This is a genomic window from Rhodococcus ruber (assembly GCF_027270735.1).
Classification (GTDB): Bacteria; Actinomycetota; Actinomycetes; order Mycobacteriales; family Mycobacteriaceae; genus Rhodococcoides; species Rhodococcoides rubrum_A.
In genome coordinates this window covers 124,954-143,493 of sequence record NZ_JAPWIJ010000004.1, presented here as the reverse complement: position 1 = coordinate 143,493, position 18,540 = coordinate 124,954, and the positions used below count along the sequence as shown (strand labels likewise).

At 62.6% G+C, this 18,540-nt stretch carries 14 protein-coding genes and 1 tRNA gene; 10 read left to right on the top strand and 5 right to left on the bottom strand.

Annotated elements, in window-relative coordinates:
- Window positions 1-33: 33 nt before the first annotated feature.
- A complete protein-coding gene (locus O4220_RS10640; RefSeq protein ID WP_269603937.1) occupies window positions 34-1,758 on the bottom strand; it encodes a helicase HerA-like domain-containing protein in 1,725 nt (574 codons plus the stop codon).
- A 95-nt stretch (window positions 1,759-1,853) separates the two neighbouring features.
- Between O4220_RS10640 and orn the strand changes: the two genes are divergently transcribed.
- The 3 genes from orn to O4220_RS10625 all read left to right on the top strand — a co-directional run bounded on the left by orn (window position 1,854) and on the right by O4220_RS10625 (window position 3,696).
- Window positions 1,854-2,465: an oligoribonuclease gene (gene orn, locus O4220_RS10635; RefSeq protein ID WP_269603934.1), complete on the top strand. Its 612-nt coding sequence runs from the start codon at window positions 1,854-1,856 to the stop codon at window positions 2,463-2,465.
- Between the two features lie 78 nt (window positions 2,466-2,543).
- Window positions 2,544-2,619: transfer RNA gene (locus tag O4220_RS10630), tRNA-His, on the top strand.
- 315 nt (window positions 2,620-2,934) lie between these two features.
- On the top strand, window positions 2,935-3,696 hold the full coding sequence (locus O4220_RS10625) for a M23 family metallopeptidase (RefSeq protein ID WP_269603933.1): 762 nt from the start codon (window positions 2,935-2,937) through the stop codon (window positions 3,694-3,696).
- 19 nt (window positions 3,697-3,715) lie between these two features.
- Here O4220_RS10625 and O4220_RS10620 read toward each other — a convergent pair whose 3' ends face one another.
- Window positions 3,716-4,909, bottom strand: coding sequence for a L,D-transpeptidase (locus tag O4220_RS10620; protein WP_269603931.1), 1,194 nt, complete (start codon window positions 4,907-4,909; stop codon window positions 3,716-3,718).
- A gap of 261 nt (window positions 4,910-5,170) precedes the next feature.
- On the opposite strand from O4220_RS10620, the gene O4220_RS10615 reads away from it, so the two are divergent.
- Complete coding sequence (locus O4220_RS10615; protein WP_269603928.1) at window positions 5,171-9,313, top strand: bifunctional nitrate reductase/sulfite reductase flavoprotein subunit alpha; 4,143 nt, start codon at window positions 5,171-5,173, stop codon at window positions 9,311-9,313.
- Here the strand turns inward: O4220_RS10615 and O4220_RS10610 are convergent.
- Window positions 9,307-10,230 (bottom strand): alpha/beta hydrolase, encoded by a 924-nt coding sequence (locus O4220_RS10610; protein WP_420030371.1) that lies wholly within the window; start codon window positions 10,228-10,230, stop codon window positions 9,307-9,309. The genes O4220_RS10615 and O4220_RS10610 overlap by 7 nt on opposite strands.
- 223 nt (window positions 10,231-10,453) lie before the next feature.
- Here O4220_RS10610 and O4220_RS10605 point away from each other — a divergent pair, with 223 nt between their 5' ends.
- From O4220_RS10605 to O4220_RS10580, 6 genes are all read left to right on the top strand, one after another.
- Window positions 10,454-11,161, top strand: a complete 708-nt coding sequence (locus O4220_RS10605; RefSeq protein ID WP_269603926.1) for a GAF domain-containing protein — start codon at window positions 10,454-10,456, stop codon at window positions 11,159-11,161.
- A gap of 153 nt (window positions 11,162-11,314) precedes the next feature.
- A complete protein-coding gene (locus O4220_RS10600) occupies window positions 11,315-12,796 on the top strand; it encodes a sugar transferase (RefSeq protein ID WP_269603924.1) in 1,482 nt (493 codons plus the stop codon).
- A 268-nt stretch (window positions 12,797-13,064) separates the two neighbouring features.
- Window positions 13,065-13,649 (top strand): giguanylate cyclase, encoded by a 585-nt coding sequence (locus O4220_RS10595; RefSeq protein WP_269603922.1) that lies wholly within the window; start codon window positions 13,065-13,067, stop codon window positions 13,647-13,649.
- A gap of 42 nt (window positions 13,650-13,691) precedes the next feature.
- Complete coding sequence (locus O4220_RS10590; RefSeq protein WP_269603920.1) at window positions 13,692-14,621, top strand: aldo/keto reductase; 930 nt, start codon at window positions 13,692-13,694, stop codon at window positions 14,619-14,621.
- Window positions 14,622-14,814: 193 nt separating this feature from the next.
- The gene (locus O4220_RS10585; protein ID WP_269603918.1) at window positions 14,815-15,174 is read left to right on the top strand and encodes an STAS domain-containing protein; all 360 of its coding nucleotides are present in this window, start codon (window positions 14,815-14,817) and stop codon (window positions 15,172-15,174) included.
- A gap of 145 nt (window positions 15,175-15,319) precedes the next feature.
- Window positions 15,320-16,216 (top strand): glucose 1-dehydrogenase, encoded by an 897-nt coding sequence (locus tag O4220_RS10580; protein WP_269603916.1) that lies wholly within the window; start codon window positions 15,320-15,322, stop codon window positions 16,214-16,216.
- Here the strand turns inward: O4220_RS10580 and O4220_RS10575 are convergent.
- Both O4220_RS10575 and O4220_RS10570 read right to left on the bottom strand, forming a co-directional pair.
- Complete coding sequence (locus O4220_RS10575) at window positions 16,209-17,828, bottom strand: MFS transporter (RefSeq protein ID WP_269603914.1); 1,620 nt, start codon at window positions 17,826-17,828, stop codon at window positions 16,209-16,211. The genes O4220_RS10580 and O4220_RS10575 overlap by 8 nt on opposite strands.
- Window positions 17,829-17,920: 92 nt before the next feature.
- Complete coding sequence (locus tag O4220_RS10570) at window positions 17,921-18,514, bottom strand: TetR/AcrR family transcriptional regulator (RefSeq protein WP_269603912.1); 594 nt, start codon at window positions 18,512-18,514, stop codon at window positions 17,921-17,923.
- Window positions 18,515-18,540: the final 26 nt, after the last annotated feature.

The following is an 18,540-nucleotide window of genomic DNA, read 5'->3' as shown; positions in this document are numbered from 1 at the left end:
AGTTCCGCGGGCTCCACTCCCGACTGAGCAAGCTCAGCGCCGTCGACGTCGTCCAGTTCCGAAGATGCTGCGCGAGATCTCCCGCCCGGCAGCCGAGGCGGCCGATCGCAGGAAGCTCTTGACCGCCGGGTTGCCCATGATGCGCTCCGCGGCCGACGGCCCGTCCGGCTCACTCGGGGGCAGGTCCGGCAGGTCGGCAGGCAGCGGCGGAATGTCGAACTTCTCGGCGGGAGCGGGCACGTTCGCCACTCGCGCGTTCATGCGCTCGTAGGCCGACTCGCGATCGATCGTTTCCCGGTACTTCGCGGACAGGGTGCTCGACGACGCGGCCGCGGCGATCGCGTCGTTGCCGATAGTGTCCATCAGTGAGCGGGGCGGACGAATCTTCGTCCACGCCACCGGTGTCGGCGCGCCTTTCTCCGAGAGCACCGTCACGATTGCTTCGCCGGTCCCCAGCGACGTCAGTGCGTTTTCGAGGTCGTACGCGTCGGTCTTGGGGTACGTGCGCACCGTCTTGTTCAGTGCCTTCTGATCATCGGGCGTGAAGGCGCGCAGAGCATGCTGAATACGTGCGCCCAGTTGTGAGAGCACGTCGTTGGGAACGTCGGTGGGCAGCTGCGTGCAGAAGAAGACGCCGACGCCCTTCGAGCGAATGAGCTTGACGGTCTGTTCCACCTGCTGCAGGAACGCCTTGGACGCATCGGCGAACAGCAGGTGTGCCTCGTCGAAGATGAAGACCAGTTTGGGCTTGTCGATATCACCGACTTCGGGGAGCGTCTGGAACAGGTCGGCGAGCACCCACATCAGGAAGGTGGAGAACATCACCGGACGTGACGCCTGCGCCCCGAGCTCGAACAGAGTGATGATCCCTCTGCCGTCCGGTCCGACGCGTAGCAGGTCCTCGGTCTCGAGTTCCGGCTCACCGAAGAAGGTGTCTCCTCCGTCCGCTTCGAGGTTGACCAGCGCGCGCAGAATCACCCCTGCGGTGGCCGAGGACACCCCGCCGATGCCTTTGAGATCTGCCTTCCCCTCGTCACTCGTGAGGTGCATGATCACCGACCGCAGGTCCTTGAGATCGAGCAGGGCGAGCCCCTGGGAGTCGGCCCAGTGGAAGATCAGACCGAGGGTTGATTCTTGAGTATTGTTCAGCCCCAACACTTTACTCAGCAAAATCGGACCGAACGCCGTGATGGTGGCCCGGACCGGCACTCCGATTCCCTCTGTTCCGAGAGAAAGAAACTCCACCGGGTGTCCGGCCGGAGCCCAGTCCGTGAGCCCGGTGTCCGCAGCGCGGCTGCGAATCTTCTCGCTGTCCTCACCCGGCGCGGACAGTCCCGAAAGATCGCCCTTGACATCGGCCATCACGACGGGAACCCCTGCAGCAGAGAGCTGTTCGGCAATTCCCTGCAGCGTCTTGGTCTTGCCGGTTCCGGTGGCCCCGGCAACGAGACCGTGCCTGTTCAACGTCGCCAACGGAATTCGGATGCGAGCAGCCGGATCGGTGACGCCGTCGAGAACCACGGTTCCCAGTTCCAGTGCCGCACCTGCTGATGCGTAACCGGCGGCAATCTCGGCAGCCTTACCGTTCGCTGTCGGTGTCGACCCTTGTTCAGCGGCAAGCGCCTCGGCTTCGGCCGCGTCGGCTGCAGCCAGTGCTTCGGCCGCCACCCGCGCGGCTTCCACTGCGGCAGCCTTGGCTGCCTTCGCCCTCTCCGCAGGACTGAGTGTGGGTGCCGGCTGCGTCGGGTCGACTGTCATGTCCGCGTCCTCCATGAACGTGTGCTGGTGCTGAACTGGTTTCGATCGCCACCGCAAACCCTAGTGGCATCGCAGCTCGCACTAGGGTGGAGCGCGTGCAGGACAAACTTGTGTGGATCGATTGTGAAATGACCGGCTTGGACCTGAGCAAGGACAAGCTGATCGAAATTGCGGCGCTGGTGACCGACAGTGAGCTGAACATCCTCGGAGAGGGTGTCGACATCGTCATCCACGCCGATGACGACGCGTTGGCGAACATGCCTGCCGTCGTCACCGACATGCACGCCAAGTCGGGCTTGACCGACGAAGTGCGCGCATCGACGGTGACGCTGGAGGAAGCCGAGCAGCGCGTACTGGCGTACATCAAGGAGCACGTCCCGGTGGCCGGCACGGTTCCGCTCGCGGGAAACTCCATCGGGACTGACCGTGGATTCATCTCTCGCGACATGTCCGCGCTCGACACCTACCTCCACTACCGAATGATCGACGTCAGCTCGATCAAGGAACTTTCCCGCCGGTGGTACCCGCGGATCTACTACGGGCAGCCGGCCAAGGGCCTTGCACACCGCGCCCTGGCCGACATCAAGGAGTCGATCAAAGAACTGCAGTACTACCGCCGGACGGCCTTCGTGGCTGCGCCGGGGCCGTCTACCAGGGACATCGCTGCCGTTGTTCAGGATCTCGACACGCAATCGGGGGCGGATTAGCAACCGCGGATTCAACCCGCTAGTATTGTCGACGCTGCTGATGGAGAGCCCGAAAAGGTTCTGCGGACGCGTGCAATGGTGGGCGTAGTTCAGCTGGTAGAGCACCAGGTTGTGATCCTGGATGTCGCGGGTTCGAGTCCCGTCGCTCACCCCATACGAAGAAGGCCGGTCTCCTCGTGAGACCGGCCTTTTTCGTGCGTTCATTTTATCCGCCTCAGACGGGCCGGAGGTGCCGACGCACCCACCCTGACCTCGAATTACGTTGGTGTAATTCAACTTTCAGGTTTCCTGTGGGGTTGATGTGACGTACGGTTACTAATGGCACTTTTGGGGAAGAAAAGTACCAATGTGATTCATGTGTTTTTTGCTACGTGAGTTCAGCGTGCCCCGAAGCGTCACCGAACATGTTCTTACGTCCTGCGCGCACCCATCCGACGGTGCGCGGAGGACGCAGACGAGGAGGCTTTTCGTGGGTCGCAGAATGCACAGAGTCATAGCGGGTTCGATCTTGTCGGCAGCACTGTGCATCGGCACAACCGGCGTGCTCAGCCCAGCGGTGGCCACCGCTCAACCCACGATCGAACTACCTCAGATTCCGATCCCCCAACCCGATGCGCAGCAGCGGGCCGCAATACTCGCCGCGGTGCTCGACGCCACCGGTGTTCTCATCAATCAGGTCGCGGCGATCGTCCTCGACGGCGACGTGCTGTCCGCCCCGGATTCACCGGACGCGCCGAGCACTGTCGACGTTCCCGAGATCGAACTACCGACGCCGCCGCCGACCGTCGGTCTCGGCGGCGCAGTGCTCCCGATCGACGCAGGCAAATACCGCATCACCTCCGGCTACGGCGGACGCAACAACCCGACCGGCAACGGCGCGCAGTACCACCAGGGCGTTGACCTGGCCGCCGACAGCGGAACCCCCATCCATGCGGTGACCGGCGGAACCGTCGTTCAGGCCGGAGACGCAGGCGACGGCTACGGCAAGCTCGTTCGGGTCAAGAGCGGCAATACCGAGACCTACTACGGCCATCAGTCCAGCCTCGCAGTGTCGGTCGGCGACGAGGTGGCACCGGGAGACGTTCTCGGCGCAGTCGGCAGTACCGGCAACTCGACCGGACCGCATCTGCACTTCGAGGTACGCAACAACGGCTCGAGCATCGAACCGGTCGCGTACCTGAAGACACTCGGGATCGATCCTTCGCTGTATCAAACCCGCGATCGAAGCTGATCCACCCGACAGAAACCGATCAGACCGTGGTGGCGTTGCCCGCTTTCCACTCGTCCCACGGGATGTTCCAATCGCCGAGGCCATCGGTACCCGACAGCGTTCCACCTACGGTGTTCTTCACCACGACGATGTCGCCGCGCTTGGTGTTGTCGTAGACCCACTTGGCATTGGTCGGGCTCAGATTCAGGCAACCGTGCGAGGCGTTCGAGTACCCCTGTTGCCCCACCGACCACGGTGCGGAGTGGAAGAAGATGCCGCTGTAAGACATTCGCGTCGCCCAGTCGACGGGCGTTCGGTATCCGGTGGACGAGTTGACCGGCACGCCGTACGTCGAAGAATCCATCACGAGGTGCTCGAAACGGTCACCGATGATGTACACGCCGTTGTCGGTCGGGGTGCTGTCCTTGCCCATCGACGTCGGCATGGTGATGACGTCCTGGCCGTTGACGTTGAACGTGACCTGCTTGGTGTTGTCGTCGGCGGTGGCGATGACGGCATCACCGATCGTGAACGACGTCGTCGCGTTCTCCTGACCGTAGATGTCGTCACCGAGGTCGCGTCCGTACACGTTCACCGCCACGTCGACCTTGGTGCCCGGTGCCCAGTAGTTCTGTGGTCGCCAGCGAACCTCTTTGTTGTTGACCCAGTAGAACGCGCCTTCGACAGCAGGCGTCGTGGTCACCGTGATCGCGTTCTGTGCAGCAAGCTTGTCGGTGATCGCTTCGTCGAACTGGACCGCGACGGGCTGCCCGATACCCACGATGGCACCGGGATTCGGCAGAACGTACGGCTTGGTGAAGTTACCGGGCTGACTGGTGGTGAAGCTGGTGACCGTGCTCGACGCTCCCCCGAGTCCATAAGCGTCGGCCTGCACGCGATACTCGCGGTCGTAGCCGAGCGGCTCGGTGTTGGTCCACGACAACCCGTCGGGCGCGATAGCCCCCGACACCGGCACGCCGGCCGGGTTGAGCATCGTCACCGAGGACAATTTGCCGTCGGCCACCGAGACGGTCACCGGGTCGGCGGGCGAGAATCCGACTGCTCCGTCGAGGACACTCGAGGTCAATTTCGGCTTCATCAGCTCGGTCATGGGATTGGAGTCGATGGGAACCGAGGGCTCGGAAATGTCCGACGCAGAACTGCATCCCGACAGGACCGCCACCGAAGCGACGACTCCCACCGCGGCGAGTACGAATCCGCGATTCACCCTCATCAACCACACCACTTCCCACTTCGATCCCGATTCGAACGATTGTGCCAGCGGAGAATCTTCACATTCCACTCGACAGCCCGTTCGATGAATAACGTTCGAGTACCAATCGCGAGGCGCAAAGTTCGTGTTACCTCCTCACCCCACGCAATGCGCTTCACGACACGAGATCACCGAGCCCTGCACAGCACGGTGAGGACAACGTCATATCCGGCTAACTGACGTGTAATGGCCGCGCACCCTGAGCCGGGCACTGTGGAATCCATGGTCACCACGGTGAAGACACTCTGCGCGTACTGCGGTGTGGGATGCGGAATGGTGCTCCAGGTCGGCGGCCTCTCGGCGTCGGCGGACGCACGCCCGGTAGTCACCAAGTCCGTCGGCGACAAGTCTCATCCGGCCAACTTCGGCCGCTTGTGCACCAAGGGGACGACCACCGCAGACATGCTGGCCGGGCCCGGCAGGCTCGAGAAAGCGCAGATTCGGCGTCGCCGCGGCGAGCGCTCGGAAAGCGCGGACACAGCGGTGGCGATCAACGACGCCGCTGGGCGGCTCCGCACCATCATCGACGAGCACGGTCCCGATGCAGTGGCACTGTACGTATCGGGGCAGATGTCGATCGAAGCTCAGTACCTGTCGAACAAGTTGGCCAAGGGTTTCATCGGCACCAACCAGATCGAATCCAACTCGCGACTGTGTATGGCGAGTGCGGGAACCGGATACAAACAGTCGCTCGGTGCCGACGGCCCGCCCGGCTCCTACGAGGACTTCGACCACGCCGATGTCTTTTTCGTCATCGGCTCCAACATGGCCGACTGCCACCCCATTCTGTTTCTGCGGATGATGGACCGCGTCAAGGCAGGCGCGAAGCTGATCGTCGTGGACCCTCGACGTACCGCCACCGCAGACAAGGCCAACCTGCATCTGCAGCTCGAGCCGGGCTCGGATCTGGCCCTGCTCAACGGATTGCTCGCGCTCATCGTCGAGGCCGGAAACACCGACCCCGACTTCATTACGACGTTCACCGACGGGTGGGACGCGATGCCGGAATTCCTCGCCGATTACACCCTGGACAAAGTCTGCGCTGCAACAGGTCTCGATGGGCAGGACCTGCGCGCTGCGGCCGCGATGATCGGTGAAGCGAACAACTGGATGAGCTGCTGGACGATGGGCCTCAACCAGTCGACGCACGGAACCTGGAACACCAACGCACTGTGCAACCTTCATCTGGCCACCGGTGCCATCTGCAAGACCGGAAGTGGACCCTTCTCCTTGACCGGACAACCGAACGCCATGGGCGGACGAGAAATGGGCTACATGGGCCCGGGACTCCCGGGACAGCGGTCGGTGATCGCAGATGCCGACCGTGAATTCGTCGAGGACCGTTGGGGCATCCCCGAGGGAAGGCTCCGCACCGACGTCGGCGGCGGAACCATCGAGATGTTCTCCAAGCTGGCTGCGGGGGAGATCAAGGCCTGTTGGATCATCTGCACCAATCCGGTTGCCTCCGTGGCCAATCGAACGACCGTGATCGACGGCCTGGAACGCGCCGAGTTGGTGATCACACAGGACGCATTCGCCGATACCGAGACCAACAGCTACGCCGATGTCATGCTTCCCGCGGCCCTGTGGACGGAAGCCGAGGGCGTGATGGTCAATTCCGAGCGCAACCTGACACTGTTCCAACCGGCAGTCGAGGCACCGGGCGGTGCTCTGCCGGACTGGAAGATCATCGCCGACATGGCCTGCGCGCTGGGATATTCGGAGGCATTCACCTATTCGAGCGCCGAGGAGGTGTTCGAGGAGATCAAGCAATTCTGGAACCCCGACACCGGCTACGACATCCGGGGTGTCACCTACGAGCGCCTGCGCGAGAATCCACTCCAGTGGCCGTGCCCGCCCGATGCAACGACCACCAGAAGCCCGATCCGCTACCTGAACGACGGGGTCAGCCAGAGACAACGTGTCTGCGAGGACGGATCGATTCCGGCACTGTCCTTCCCCACCCCCAGCGGACGAGCACAGTTCTTCGCCAGGCCGAGCATGGCACCTGCCGAGATGCCCGACGACGACTACCCTTTCGTTCTCAATACGGGCCGTCTGCCCCATCAGTGGCACACCATGACCAAAACCGGCAAGGTCGCCAAGCTGAACAAGCTCGATTCCGGCCCGTTCGTCGAGGTACATGCCATCGACGCCGACCGTCTCGGTCTGACCGAGGGTGACAGTGTGGAAATCGTATCTCGACGGGGCCGAGCGGTACTCCCGGCAGTCGTCACCGATCGAGTTCTGCCGGGCAACTGCTTCGCGCCGTTCCACTGGAACGACGAGTTCGGCGAAGATCTGGCGATCAATGCGGTCACCAACGACGCGATCGATCCGTACAGCCAGCAACCCGAGTTCAAGGCGTGCGCAGTCACACTCACCAGAGTTGCTGCAGTGAAGCCACCGTCACCTGTGGTCGAGAACGTTGCCGATGATCCGATCGACGCACTCGCCGCGATAGTCGGCCGCCCCGCCCGCCCGTCGGCACCGTTCACCGCGGCCGAACAGAGCTACATCGCAGGGTTGCTGGAGGGTCTGGGGAGCGCGGCAGGTCGTGCGGCCGTAGGAACTCCCACCCTGCCGGCGAAGACACCCCTGTCCCCCGAGACTCATGCGTGGCTCGACGGAGTTCTCGCCGGATTGTATTCGCGCAGAATAGACTTCGACGGCACGCCGACCACGGACCCGAACCTCTCCCCCGACTCGTCGGGGCGGCCGTTACTTCTGCTGTGGGCCTCGCAGACCGGGACTGCCGAGGAATACTCGCAGACCTGTCTTTCGCACCTGAGGGGAGCAGGGTTGACCGTCGCGGAGCACTCGATGGACTCGTTCACCGTCGATCGACTGCCCGTCCAGGCAGATGTGCTGATCGTCAGCTCTACAACAGGTGACGGCGAAGCTCCGGACAACGGAGCGGCCTTCTGGGACAGCCTGGTCGCCGAGTCGGTGCCCAGTCTCGATGGAATCCGTTACGCAGTGCTCGCTTTCGGCGACTCGAGCTACGCCGACTTCTGCGGCCACGGCCGCAAGATCGACGAGCGCCTCTTCGAATTGGGTGCTACCCGGTTCCTGGACCGAGTCGACTGTGAACCCGACTACGAAGACGAGGCGGCATCGTGGCTCGATGCGGTGGTGCACTACCTTCGTCACGACGAAGACTCCACCCCCTCGAACACAGGTGGTCTCGTCGCGCCGACGACGGCGCAACCCATGGAACGGACAACACACGAGCCCACCCCTGCGCGCTACAACAAGAAGTCTCCGCTCGTGACGACTCTCGTACGCAACCGAGTACTGAATTCGCGCGGGTCGATGAAAGACGTACGCCAACTCGGCTTTCATCTACCCGACGGAACACTCGACTACGAGGTCGGTGATGCACTCGGAGTCTGGCCGCGCAACAGCGATGCTTTCGTCGACGAGTGGTTACTGGCCACCGGACTGGACGGCGGAACGAGTGTGGACCTCAGTGGATCCGGTGACATGACATTGCGCACGGCACTGCGCGGCCATCTCGAGATCGCCCGGGCGACACCGGATCTGTTGAAGTTCATCCACCGCCGGACTGCGGTCGACGATCTCGAAGAGATGCTGCATCCCGACAACAAACATGCGTTGCTCGACTGGATGTGGGGCCGTCAGTCGATCGATGTCCTTGCTGCACATCCGGTTCGGGCGTCGACAGAAGATTGGCTGGGAGTTCTCAAACCGCTGCAACCGCGGCTGTATTCGATTTCGTCGAGTCCGAAGGAGAATCCCAACGAGGTACAGGTGACCGTGTCGGCGGTGCGGTACAACGTGCACGGAGTTCCGCGGCGCGGCGTGTGCTCGACGTATCTGGCCGACCACGCGGCGAACGACGAGGTGGGGATCTTCGTGCAGAAGTCCCCGCATTTCAAACCACCGGACGACCCCGCCACCCCGATGATCATGGTCGGACCCGGCACGGGCGTCGCTCCGTTCAGAGCGTTCCTGCACGAGCGTCGGGCTCTGGGGCACACCGGCCAGAATTGGCTGTTCTTCGGTGAGCAACATGCCGATACCGATTTCTACTACCGAGACGAACTGACGGAGATGATGCGGGACGGGTCGCTCAGCCGCCTGGACGTTGCCTTCTCGCGCGATCAGAAAGACAAGGTCTACGTCCAAGATCGGATGCGCGAGCACGGGGCCGAGCTGTGGAACTGGATTGCTCGTGGTGCCCACTTCTACGTCTGCGGCGATGCAACGCGAATGGCCAAGGACGTCGACGCCGCACTGAAGGGGGTGGTGGCCCAGCACGGAAAGCTCGCTCCCAGCAGTGCCGAGGCCTACGTCAAAGCTCTTGCTGCCGAGAAGCGCTACGTGCGCGACGTCTACTGAAGGTGCGGTGGCACGGTTCGTGTCAGAAACTCGAGCTGATCTGCGACCACCCTCTCGAACGCTTCTCCCAGATAGATCTCGAAGTGACCGGCGTCGTAGGTCTTGATCTCACCGCGCGGAGCCTTCCGCGCGTACCGCAGGGTTGCTTTCGCGGGCGCGACCGAGTCCGTCTCGCAGACGACGAACAGAATGGGGCATCGGACATCCTCGGCTCGACGTCCGGGCCGGTGCCGCACGATCTGCAGCGCGACTCTGGCTGCTACTCGATTGTGGAACGATTCGTCGGCGTCGGGCGCGAGAGCCAGATAGCCGTCGTAACTGTCGGGTGAGGTCATCAATGCGGTCGTCCCGGGCCGCCCAGCCGTCGCCACCATCAGTGGCGGGCGCCCGATCACCGATCCCGCGAGGTCCGCCACAGCCCTGCCGGACAGCTTCACCGAGGTCCACGTGTTCGACGCACGTCCCGACGAGATGCCGTCGGTGAACGGGCACTGCGCCACGACGGCCACGACCTGTTGGTCTCGGGCGGCAGCGACGATGACGTGGCCCCCGCCGAACGACGAGCCCCACAACACGATTCGACCGTTGTCCACATCGGTTCGCGAACGGGCATGGGCGATGGCCGACGCCCAGTCCTGCAATTGGGACTCGATATCGAGCAGCTGGCGCGGCTCGCCGCCGCTGGCCCCGAAATAGCGATAGTCGAACACCAGGCAGGCGTACCCGGCGGCACGGAACCGCTCGGCATAGGCGTCGAGCCGCATCTCCCGGGTACCGCCGAGACCGTGCGCCATGACGATCACCGGAGCTGGATCGGCACTGTCCGGCAGGTACAGCCAGGCCGCACAGTCCACCCCGCTCGACTGGAACGTGATGTCCATACGGTCGGCTACCGAGCCCCCCGGCTGCGAATTCATGGGCAGACCATAGCCCACGAGAATCGGTAGCGAAACCGGTGGTTCTACGGTGCCGCATGCTCGGACGCAAGGGCGTCGACGCGGGGTAGGCCAGCGTCGTCGAGGACACTCACAGGTCACGGCACCGCCGACACCGGCGCCAGTACATTCGCGCACCGACGATATGGAATGCGTCGACGGTTTGGCGAAGTAAAGCAACTTGGCCTGAACTAGCATATGGACAATGACGACAGGATACCCGGGTTTCGACGACCGACTGAACGAGCTACTCGCCCGACAGGCGGCAAAAACCGGTATTTCGACCGAGGCATACATCCGGCGGGCCGTCATCGACCGACTTGTACTCGAACTGTCCGATGATCGAGACTCCGACGTCGGCTCGTTGCTCCGTGCCCTGCGCGATGGGACCGAGGACCGTCCCCGAAAAGCAGTCGCGACCAGAGTCTTCGGTACTGCCATCGACGAGCCCGATCGCCTCGCTGCTGTTGCTCGTACAGGCCTGATGGACACCCATTCCGAGGCGGACTACGACAGGGTTGTGGCAATTGTGGCCGATGCCTTGGACGCCCCATCTGCTGCGTTCTCCCTACTGGACGACAAGCGTCAGTTTTTCAAGAGCGCGCTAGGACTACCTCCCGAAATCGGCAGTGCGCGTGAGGTTCCTATCGAAGGGTCGATCTGCCGATATGCGATCGACCTCGGCCAACCACTGGTGGTCGAGGACGCACGACTACTCGAAAACCTCAAGGACCACCCATCGGTTCAGGCGAAGTTGCTGGTTTCCTACCTCGGAGTTCCGATCGTCGACGACGATGGATTCTCCGTAGGCACCGTGTGTGTTTGGGACCAGCGGCCTCGCCAGTGGACCACCGGCCACATTCAGATACTGCAGGATTTGGCGTGGATTATCCGCGAGCGAATTTTCGATTAATCGCGCTGTTTCCCACCACGCATTCACATTTTTCGCTCGCAACCAAACCCGGGGTTTTTTTCGGCCGCTCGACCAAATGCTCTCTATCCCACAGGTATACATTAAATGGGATATTCGGGACCATCCGAACCGAACTAGCCACCGGAAGTAGCTGTGCCCAAGACTCTGGAATCGACGCACTCTCGCCCGCGGGCAGCCGGGGCGGAGTCGAACATCGCACCTCATTCACTAGCGGACCGCCTTCGAGTCGATCCATGGCACACCGCAATCAATGTCGCGGTGGATACCTTCGCCGGTGCCGTTGCCCTGATCGGTGCCTTACTGTGGCAATTCGGCAGTCTCGCCGAAACAGGCTGGCTGCCCTGGCTGTTCCTGCCGCTCCTCATCGGGATCCTTGCGGGAAAATCGATGTACCGACGCGGTCTTCGACGCAACTTCCTGGACGAAATCGGGCCGGCCGAGACGGCAGTGGCTTTTGCATCGCTGGCTCTACTCGTAGCGATGTTCCTGTCCAACACCGAATATCGGCCGAGCGCGGTCGTGTTGAGGCTTTGGGTGTTGAGCGCTGTGACCATAGCGGTCGCCCGTTTTGTCCGAGTGGTCGTTCAGCGCGTCATTCGTACCCGATACGGGTCCGCCGCCCCGACGATAGTCTTCGGCAACGACCCGATTGCGCACCAGCTCGTCTCTCGGATGCGTCAATTTCCCGAGTACGGACTTGCTCCTGTCGGTTACATCGGCGATGCGCCAGTCGCCACCGTGGGCTCCAGAGAGACAATTGCGGGGGAACTTCCCCATCTCGGCGTGCCTGCCGACCTCGAGACAGTGGCACGCCGAACCAATGCCGAGGAACTGATCATCGCATTTGCTACATCCGACGAACGAGACCTGGTGACAACGATCAGGATTGCGCACCGACTCGGAATGAGGGTGTGGGTAGTTCCACGTCTCTACGACGCAGTCGGCCTGAATACCCGCGTAGAACACATCGGTGGGTTGCCCCTGATGGTATTGCCGCACATCGATCCGAAGGGTTGGCAGTTCGCCGTCAAGGGAGTGCTCGACCGTGTCCTGACCGCTCTCGGCCTCTTGTTGCTCTCCCCTGTGTTCTTGACTCTCATGCTTCTCGTTCGACTGAGTTCCCCTGGTCCCGTCTTCTTCAAGCAAGAGCGTATCGGTCGGGACGGGCTTCCGTTCTACTGCTTGAAGTTCCGCTCGATGCGTCCGCCACGCGCTTCGGATGCCGAGTTCGAGAGGAAAGCAGGTGACGCTCCCGGCGGCGTCGAAGGAGTAGATCGCCGGACGCGAATCGGCAAGATCATGCGCCGAACGTCGCTGGACGAGTTACCACAGCTGATCAACGTGATTCGCGGTGACATGAGTTTGGTGGGACCTCGTCCGGAACGCCCGGAGTACGTGCACCTCTTCGAGATGCAGATCCGTCGTTACGGTGAGCGGCATCGAGTGAAGGCAGGCGTCACTGGCTGGGCACAGGTTCACGGGCTACGCGGCCAGACATCGATCGCCGACCGTGCCGAATGGGATAACTACTACATCGAAAACTGGTCGATCTGGCTGGATGTGAAGATTCTGTTTCTGACGGTCCTTGCCGTTCTCAAACGAGCCGAAGACTGACAGTCCCCTTCCTCGCACACACCGGACAGCCTTTCCGGTGCTGAGAGGGTGATGCTGGATTCGATCGACGAGGCCACACGTCGCGGCCACGCCACAGTGATCGGCTGCTGCCACGACGTCGGTGAGACGCTTCCCGAACTACTGGACCTCCTGACCAGTTGACGGATGCGGCACACGGGCAGGATGCGAGTGGGGACTGGGCGAAAGTCGAACCTCGGCACAGCGGCTGTGTTTCAATCGGTTGCCGATGGGAACGATAGGGGCCGATATGACTCGCGCTGCGACCAGATCGAACGAGCATTATCAGTGGGGCGTCGGGGTGATGACGTCTCTTGCCATCACCACAGTGGTCAGACGGATCGTCTCGGCGGCTGCTCTGTCCATGGCCATCGTGGTCACCCTCGAGTTGGCGTTCGGCTACGGCGCGACCACACCGCTCCCGTCGATCGTGCAGTGGACATCCATGATCGCCGCGTACATCATGGGCGCGTTCTGGTGGTTCGGTCCGTGGCCGACGCTCGGGCAGGCGTTCGCCTTCGTCGTCATCGCCGACCTCGCGATCTTCGGAGCCACCATCACCGCGAATTTTGCGCCCGAGGTCACGCTCGGGAAATGCACGTTCCTGATTCCCATGGGAATGCTGGCCGGCTTCTTCTTCGACAAGTGGCGTTTGGCCGTGCACATCGCGCTGTGTCTTCTCGGCACGTCCATCGTCGCGGCGTACATAGTGCTGGAGCGGGACGTGGACACGTTCGTCGCGGTTGTTCTTTGGGCACCGATCGTGGTGACGTTGACCGGCTTCGTGTTGATACTCCAGGCCACGACGCAATCGATGCGCCTGGAGTTCGAGTAGCCGACGACTCCCGACAACCGGCCGCCGAACAGGAGATCCACCGTGCGCACCTTTCCCCTCCCCCACACCGGCGCAAGCGTCTCGAGCATCGTGCTGGGGTTCATGCGCATCACCGATCTGGACGAGAGCCAGATCAGAAGGTTGGTAGGCACCGCCCTCGACGTGGGAATCACCGTGTTCGACCACGCCGACATCTACGGCGGCACCCCGCATACGTGCGAGAAGCGATTCGGAGATGCGGTGACGCTGACTCCGACCCAGCGTGAGAGCGTCGACATTCAGAGCAAGGTGGGCATACGCGAAGGCTGGTTCGACTTCTCCAAGGACCACATCGTCACCACGGTCGAAAAATCCCTCACTGCGCTCGGTGTGGATCATCTGGACACGTTGCTGCTGCATCGACCTGACGCCCTTGTGGAACCGGAGGACGTGGCGGCGGCGTTCGACGAGCTGCAGGCGTCGGGCAAGGTCCTGAACTTCGGCGTCTCCAATCACACACCCGGACAGATCGAGCTGTTGAAAACCGCTGTGAAACAACCGATTTTGTTCGATCAAGTGCAACTGAGCATTGTGCATTCTCCTGCGATCGCGGCCGGCTTGACCGCCAACATGAGCTCGGAGGATCAATCGATCGATCGCGACAACGGATTGTTGGACTACGCGAGGGGGCGCGGCATCACCCTGCAGGCGTGGTCGCCCTTTCAGAGTGGCACTGCCTCCGGCGTATTCGTCGGCGATCGAGTGAACTATCCCGAACTCAACACCGCGCTCGACGAGATTGCCCAGTCGCACGGCTCGACCCCGTCGGCGATCGCGACAGCCTGGATCACTCGGCATCCGGCGAACATCCAGGTGGTGCTGGGAACCACGAATCCCGATCGAGTGGTCGAGGCCGCAGCTGGTTCGGACCTGCGTTTGACCAGGCGGGAGTGGTACCGGCTCTTCATCGCCGCCGGTCACACCTTGCCGTGAGCGTCGCTCAGCTGCGTCACATCCGCCGTTACCATCTCGTTACTCACTCGCTATCGCTCCGTGATGAAGAGGCCTCGATTCGGTGACGTTGCGCTGTCAAGATTGCCGCACGGCATGCGACGGAACCTGTAGCCCTCGGGTTCCACCCAGAGCACGCCGGTCGCTAGGCCATCCGAACTGAGAGGTTCGCACCGTGACTGTTTCCGATTTCACCGAAGTTCGCTTCACCCCCGATCGCGCCGGCCAGCGCTACTCGATCGGGATCGAGTCCTACTCCCCGAACCTGACTGTCGTTCGCGCCACCGGCGAGTTGGACATGAGTGCACGAGCAGATCTGATGGACGCCCTCGCCGGTGCCCTACGAGCCGATTCCGTTGTGCTGCTTGACCTGTCAGCGGTCGAATTCATGTACTCGGGAGCTGCCAGCGTGATCGTCGATGCGGCCGAACGTTCTCGCGGCCGCCTCGAGGTCTTTGCTCCGACACGGCCGGCGCGCAGAGTCCTCGACGCAGTGGGTGCGAGTTCGATCGGCGCCTACCCGAGCCGAGGCTGAGTCGCGAGGTTTGCGTGCGGAGGTAACCGGTAAACCCCGGGTGGACAGCGACTCCAGTCGGTAACGACCGTGATTCGTCTCGAGAAACTGGGGCGGCTTTGGTTCTGCCGCTGTGTGTCCTCTTCGCGCGAGGCAAGGATCGACAATGTCCGACCAGTTCAGCAAGACCGACCCCACCACCGCATTTCCGATGCCGGAGCGGGCAGAGCAGAATCGTTTGGACCACCCCGGGCTGACGCGCGACATGGTGACCGCCCCAGATCACGGTGAGAACTCCTACCGAGGATCGGACCGCCTGCACGGTCGCAAGGCCCTGGTCACCGGTGGCGATTCAGGAATCGGGCGGGCCGTCGCACTGGCTTTTGCTCGCGAGGGGGCAGATGTCGTCATCGCCCACCTCGAAACCGAGGGTCCTGATGCTCAGACCACCGTCGATCTGATCGAGGGTGCCGGCCGAGCCGGCAGGGCGATCGCGTGCGACCTGACCGACGAAGATCAGTGTGTGCAGCTGGTGGACACCGCGACCGACGTTCTCGGCGGGCTCGATATCGTCGTCAACAACGCTGCGTTTCAGATGGCTCAGATGGGCGGCATTGCCGACATCACCACCGAGCAGTTCGATCGGGTCCTCAAGACCAATCTGTATGCCATGTTCTGGATCTCCAAACGCGCTGCAGAGACCATGGACGCTGGGGCGACCATCATCAACACCACCTCGATACAGGCATCGAATCCATCTCCGGAGCTGATGGACTACGCCACCACGAAAGCGGGAATCGTAGCCTTCACCAAGGGCCTCGCCGGCGAACTGGCGGCGCGCGGAATTCGAGTCAATGCCGTTGCGCCAGGACCGATTTGGACCCCGCTGATCCCGGCCACGATGCCGGCCGAGAAGTACGAGAAGTTCGGCGAAACCGTTCCTCTCGGACGACCCGGCCACCCCGCGGAACTGGCTCCGGCGTACGTGTTCCTGGCATCGAACGAGTCGAGCTACATCACGGGCGAGACCATCGCCGTCACCGGCGGCACGCCCTTCAACTGATCGCGTCGGCGTCCTTGGGTTCACGCCACGCCAGAAGCACACCGCTGCCCTCGGGGCGTCGCCACGGCAGGAACAGCGCAACGGCGATCGCGCACGCCATGGCGGCCCCGACGGTGACGAACGACGCTAGCTGGAAGCCCTCCAACGAGGCCGCCTTCATCGCGTAGATCAGGTCGGCCTTCTGCGTTGCGAAGATCGGGTTGGTGGGCGCTTTCACGATCTCGATAACGCTGACCACCGTTTCGCGAGCGAACGCTTTTTGGTACGGCTCCATGATCGCGTCGGGTATCGCGTCGATCTTGGGACTCACCTGCGCGGTGTAGATCGACGCGACGATCGATCCGAGCACAGCCACCCCAAGCGTTCCGCCGACTTCGCGGGTGGTGTCGTTCACCGCCGAGCCCGCACCTGCTTCGTCGAGCGTCACCGACGACATGATCGATTCGGTGGCCGGGCCTTGCACGATCGCCAAACCGAGGCCCATCAGAACCATCGACACCACGACCGGTCCCAGATAAGGGGTTTCGACCTTCACCTGACCGGCGATGAACATACCGATGCTCATCACCACCAAGCCGAAGACGATCACGGCCGTGGTTCCGATCCGTTGCGCGATCACCGTGGCCATCGGTGCGCCGATCGCTATGGACACCGCGAAGGGCAACGAGTGGATGCCGAACTGCAGCGGCGTCAGCTCCATCACACCTTGGAAGTACTGGGTGATCATGAAGAGGAAGCCGAACATGCTGAAGTAGGCGACGGCAATTGCCAAGGCAGGCAACGAGAACCGCCTGTTTCGAAACAGATTCAGGTCGAGCACCGGGGATGGTGTCCGAAGCTCCCACCAGACGAACCCGGCAAGGGCGACTGCACCGGCGCCATAGGCAACGACACTCGTCGCGGACAACCATCCGTTGTGCGGCGCTTCGATGATCGCCCACACCAGTACCGTGATACCGGCCAACGACAGCGCGATACCAAGCGGGTCGTATTTCCCGACGTGCTCGGCCCGCGATTCCGGAACCGACCACACAGCCGCGATCAGAACCAACAGCGCCACAGGAACATTGATCCAGAACACCGAGTGCCACGAGAAGTGCTCGAGCAGAAAGCCCCCTGCTGTGGGACCGATCGCGATCGCGAAACCTGCCATCGCGGTCCAGGCTGCGATAGCCAGCGCCCGCTCCTTGGCGTCGGTGAAGATATTGATGATCAGCGCGAGGGTGGCCGGGAACACCGCTGCCGCGCACACACCCATTGCCGCTCGAGCTAGGACGACTTGCCCGAGATCCGCGGCAAGAGCGCCGCCGACCGACATGACCGCAATACCGGCCAGTCCGAAAATCATCACTTTCTTGCGCCCGTAGCGGTCACCGAGGTGACCGAACGCAAGCAACAGTCCGGCAAAAGTCAGTGTGTACGCGTCGACCACCCACTGAAGCCCGCTGATGTCGGCACGAAGCTGCAACCCCATGGAGGGCAGCACAACGTTGACGACGGTGTTGTCGAGAACTACGAGCAACTCTGCTGCGCAGATGACGACAAGCGCCAGGTATCGCCGCCTCCGCGGCGGGGCATCTGTTCGGTGACGGGAAGTTGTAGGCAACGACATGAGGATCCCTTCGACTATGACGATCGGCATAGATCTCGAAGGAAAAGTAACTGTAACTCGTCGTTATAGCAACAGCGCCGGGTGAAACCGACTCACGGACGAGGAGGGTTCGACGCGTCCAGTGCCGCCTCGAGCAGGGCCAACAGTTCGCTTTCCGTCCGGTCCAGGGCGGTGGTGGATCTCTGCGCCTTGGCCACGATCAGCGCGCCCTCGATGGCTGCGATCGCGAATGTCGCCAATGCGTAGGACCGCTCGCGGGTCAATCCGCGCTGCCACAGGGACGCCGCGATCACGTCCTCCCAGGACGAGAAGGACTCACCTGCCGCAGCCACGGCACCAGGCGCATGCAGTCCCTCGATCGCCGCAGGCGCGACCGGGCACCCTGCAACGAAATCCGTGGCCAGCAACTCACCGCGGAACCCCTCGAGAATGGCCCGTACCGTCGCGGACGGACCGGCCGAAGCCAGGCCGGCCGAGATCATCGCGCTCATCGCGGCACCCGCGGTTCGCGTGGCCTCCTCCACGAGCTGAGGCTTGCCGCCAGGGAAATGATGATAGATCGAGCCACGCGGCGCTCCCGCGTGATCGATGACGTCGGCCAACGAGGTGGCTTCCACCCCGCGCCTACGAAATAAATGCGCGGCGCTGCGCAACATGTCTGCCCGAGCGCTACTTCGATTGGCCATTCGCACCCTTCCGGACCGTCATTGAC

What these genes read in the sequence shown, in the direction of transcription:
- O4220_RS10640 (WP_269603937.1), bottom strand. Translation starts at nt 1,758, where the DNA reads ATGACAGTCGACCCGACGCAGCCGGCACCCACACTCAGTCCTGCGGAG.
- O4220_RS10620 (WP_269603931.1), bottom strand. Translation starts at nt 4,909, where the DNA reads ATGAGGGTGAATCGCGGATTCGTACTCGCCGCGGTGGGAGTCGTCGCT.
- O4220_RS10615 (WP_269603928.1), top strand. Translation starts at nt 5,171, where the DNA reads ATGGTCACCACGGTGAAGACACTCTGCGCGTACTGCGGTGTGGGATGC.
- O4220_RS10610 (WP_420030371.1), bottom strand. Translation starts at nt 10,230, where the DNA reads ATGAATTCGCAGCCGGGGGGCTCGGTAGCCGACCGTATGGACATCACG.
- O4220_RS10605 (WP_269603926.1), top strand. Translation starts at nt 10,454, where the DNA reads ATGACGACAGGATACCCGGGTTTCGACGACCGACTGAACGAGCTACTC.
- O4220_RS10595 (WP_269603922.1), top strand. Translation starts at nt 13,065, where the DNA reads ATGACTCGCGCTGCGACCAGATCGAACGAGCATTATCAGTGGGGCGTC.
- O4220_RS10580 (WP_269603916.1), top strand. Translation starts at nt 15,320, where the DNA reads ATGTCCGACCAGTTCAGCAAGACCGACCCCACCACCGCATTTCCGATG.
- O4220_RS10575 (WP_269603914.1), bottom strand. Translation starts at nt 17,828, where the DNA reads ATGTCGTTGCCTACAACTTCCCGTCACCGAACAGATGCCCCGCCGCGG.
- O4220_RS10570 (WP_269603912.1), bottom strand. Translation starts at nt 18,514, where the DNA reads ATGGCCAATCGAAGTAGCGCTCGGGCAGACATGTTGCGCAGCGCCGCG.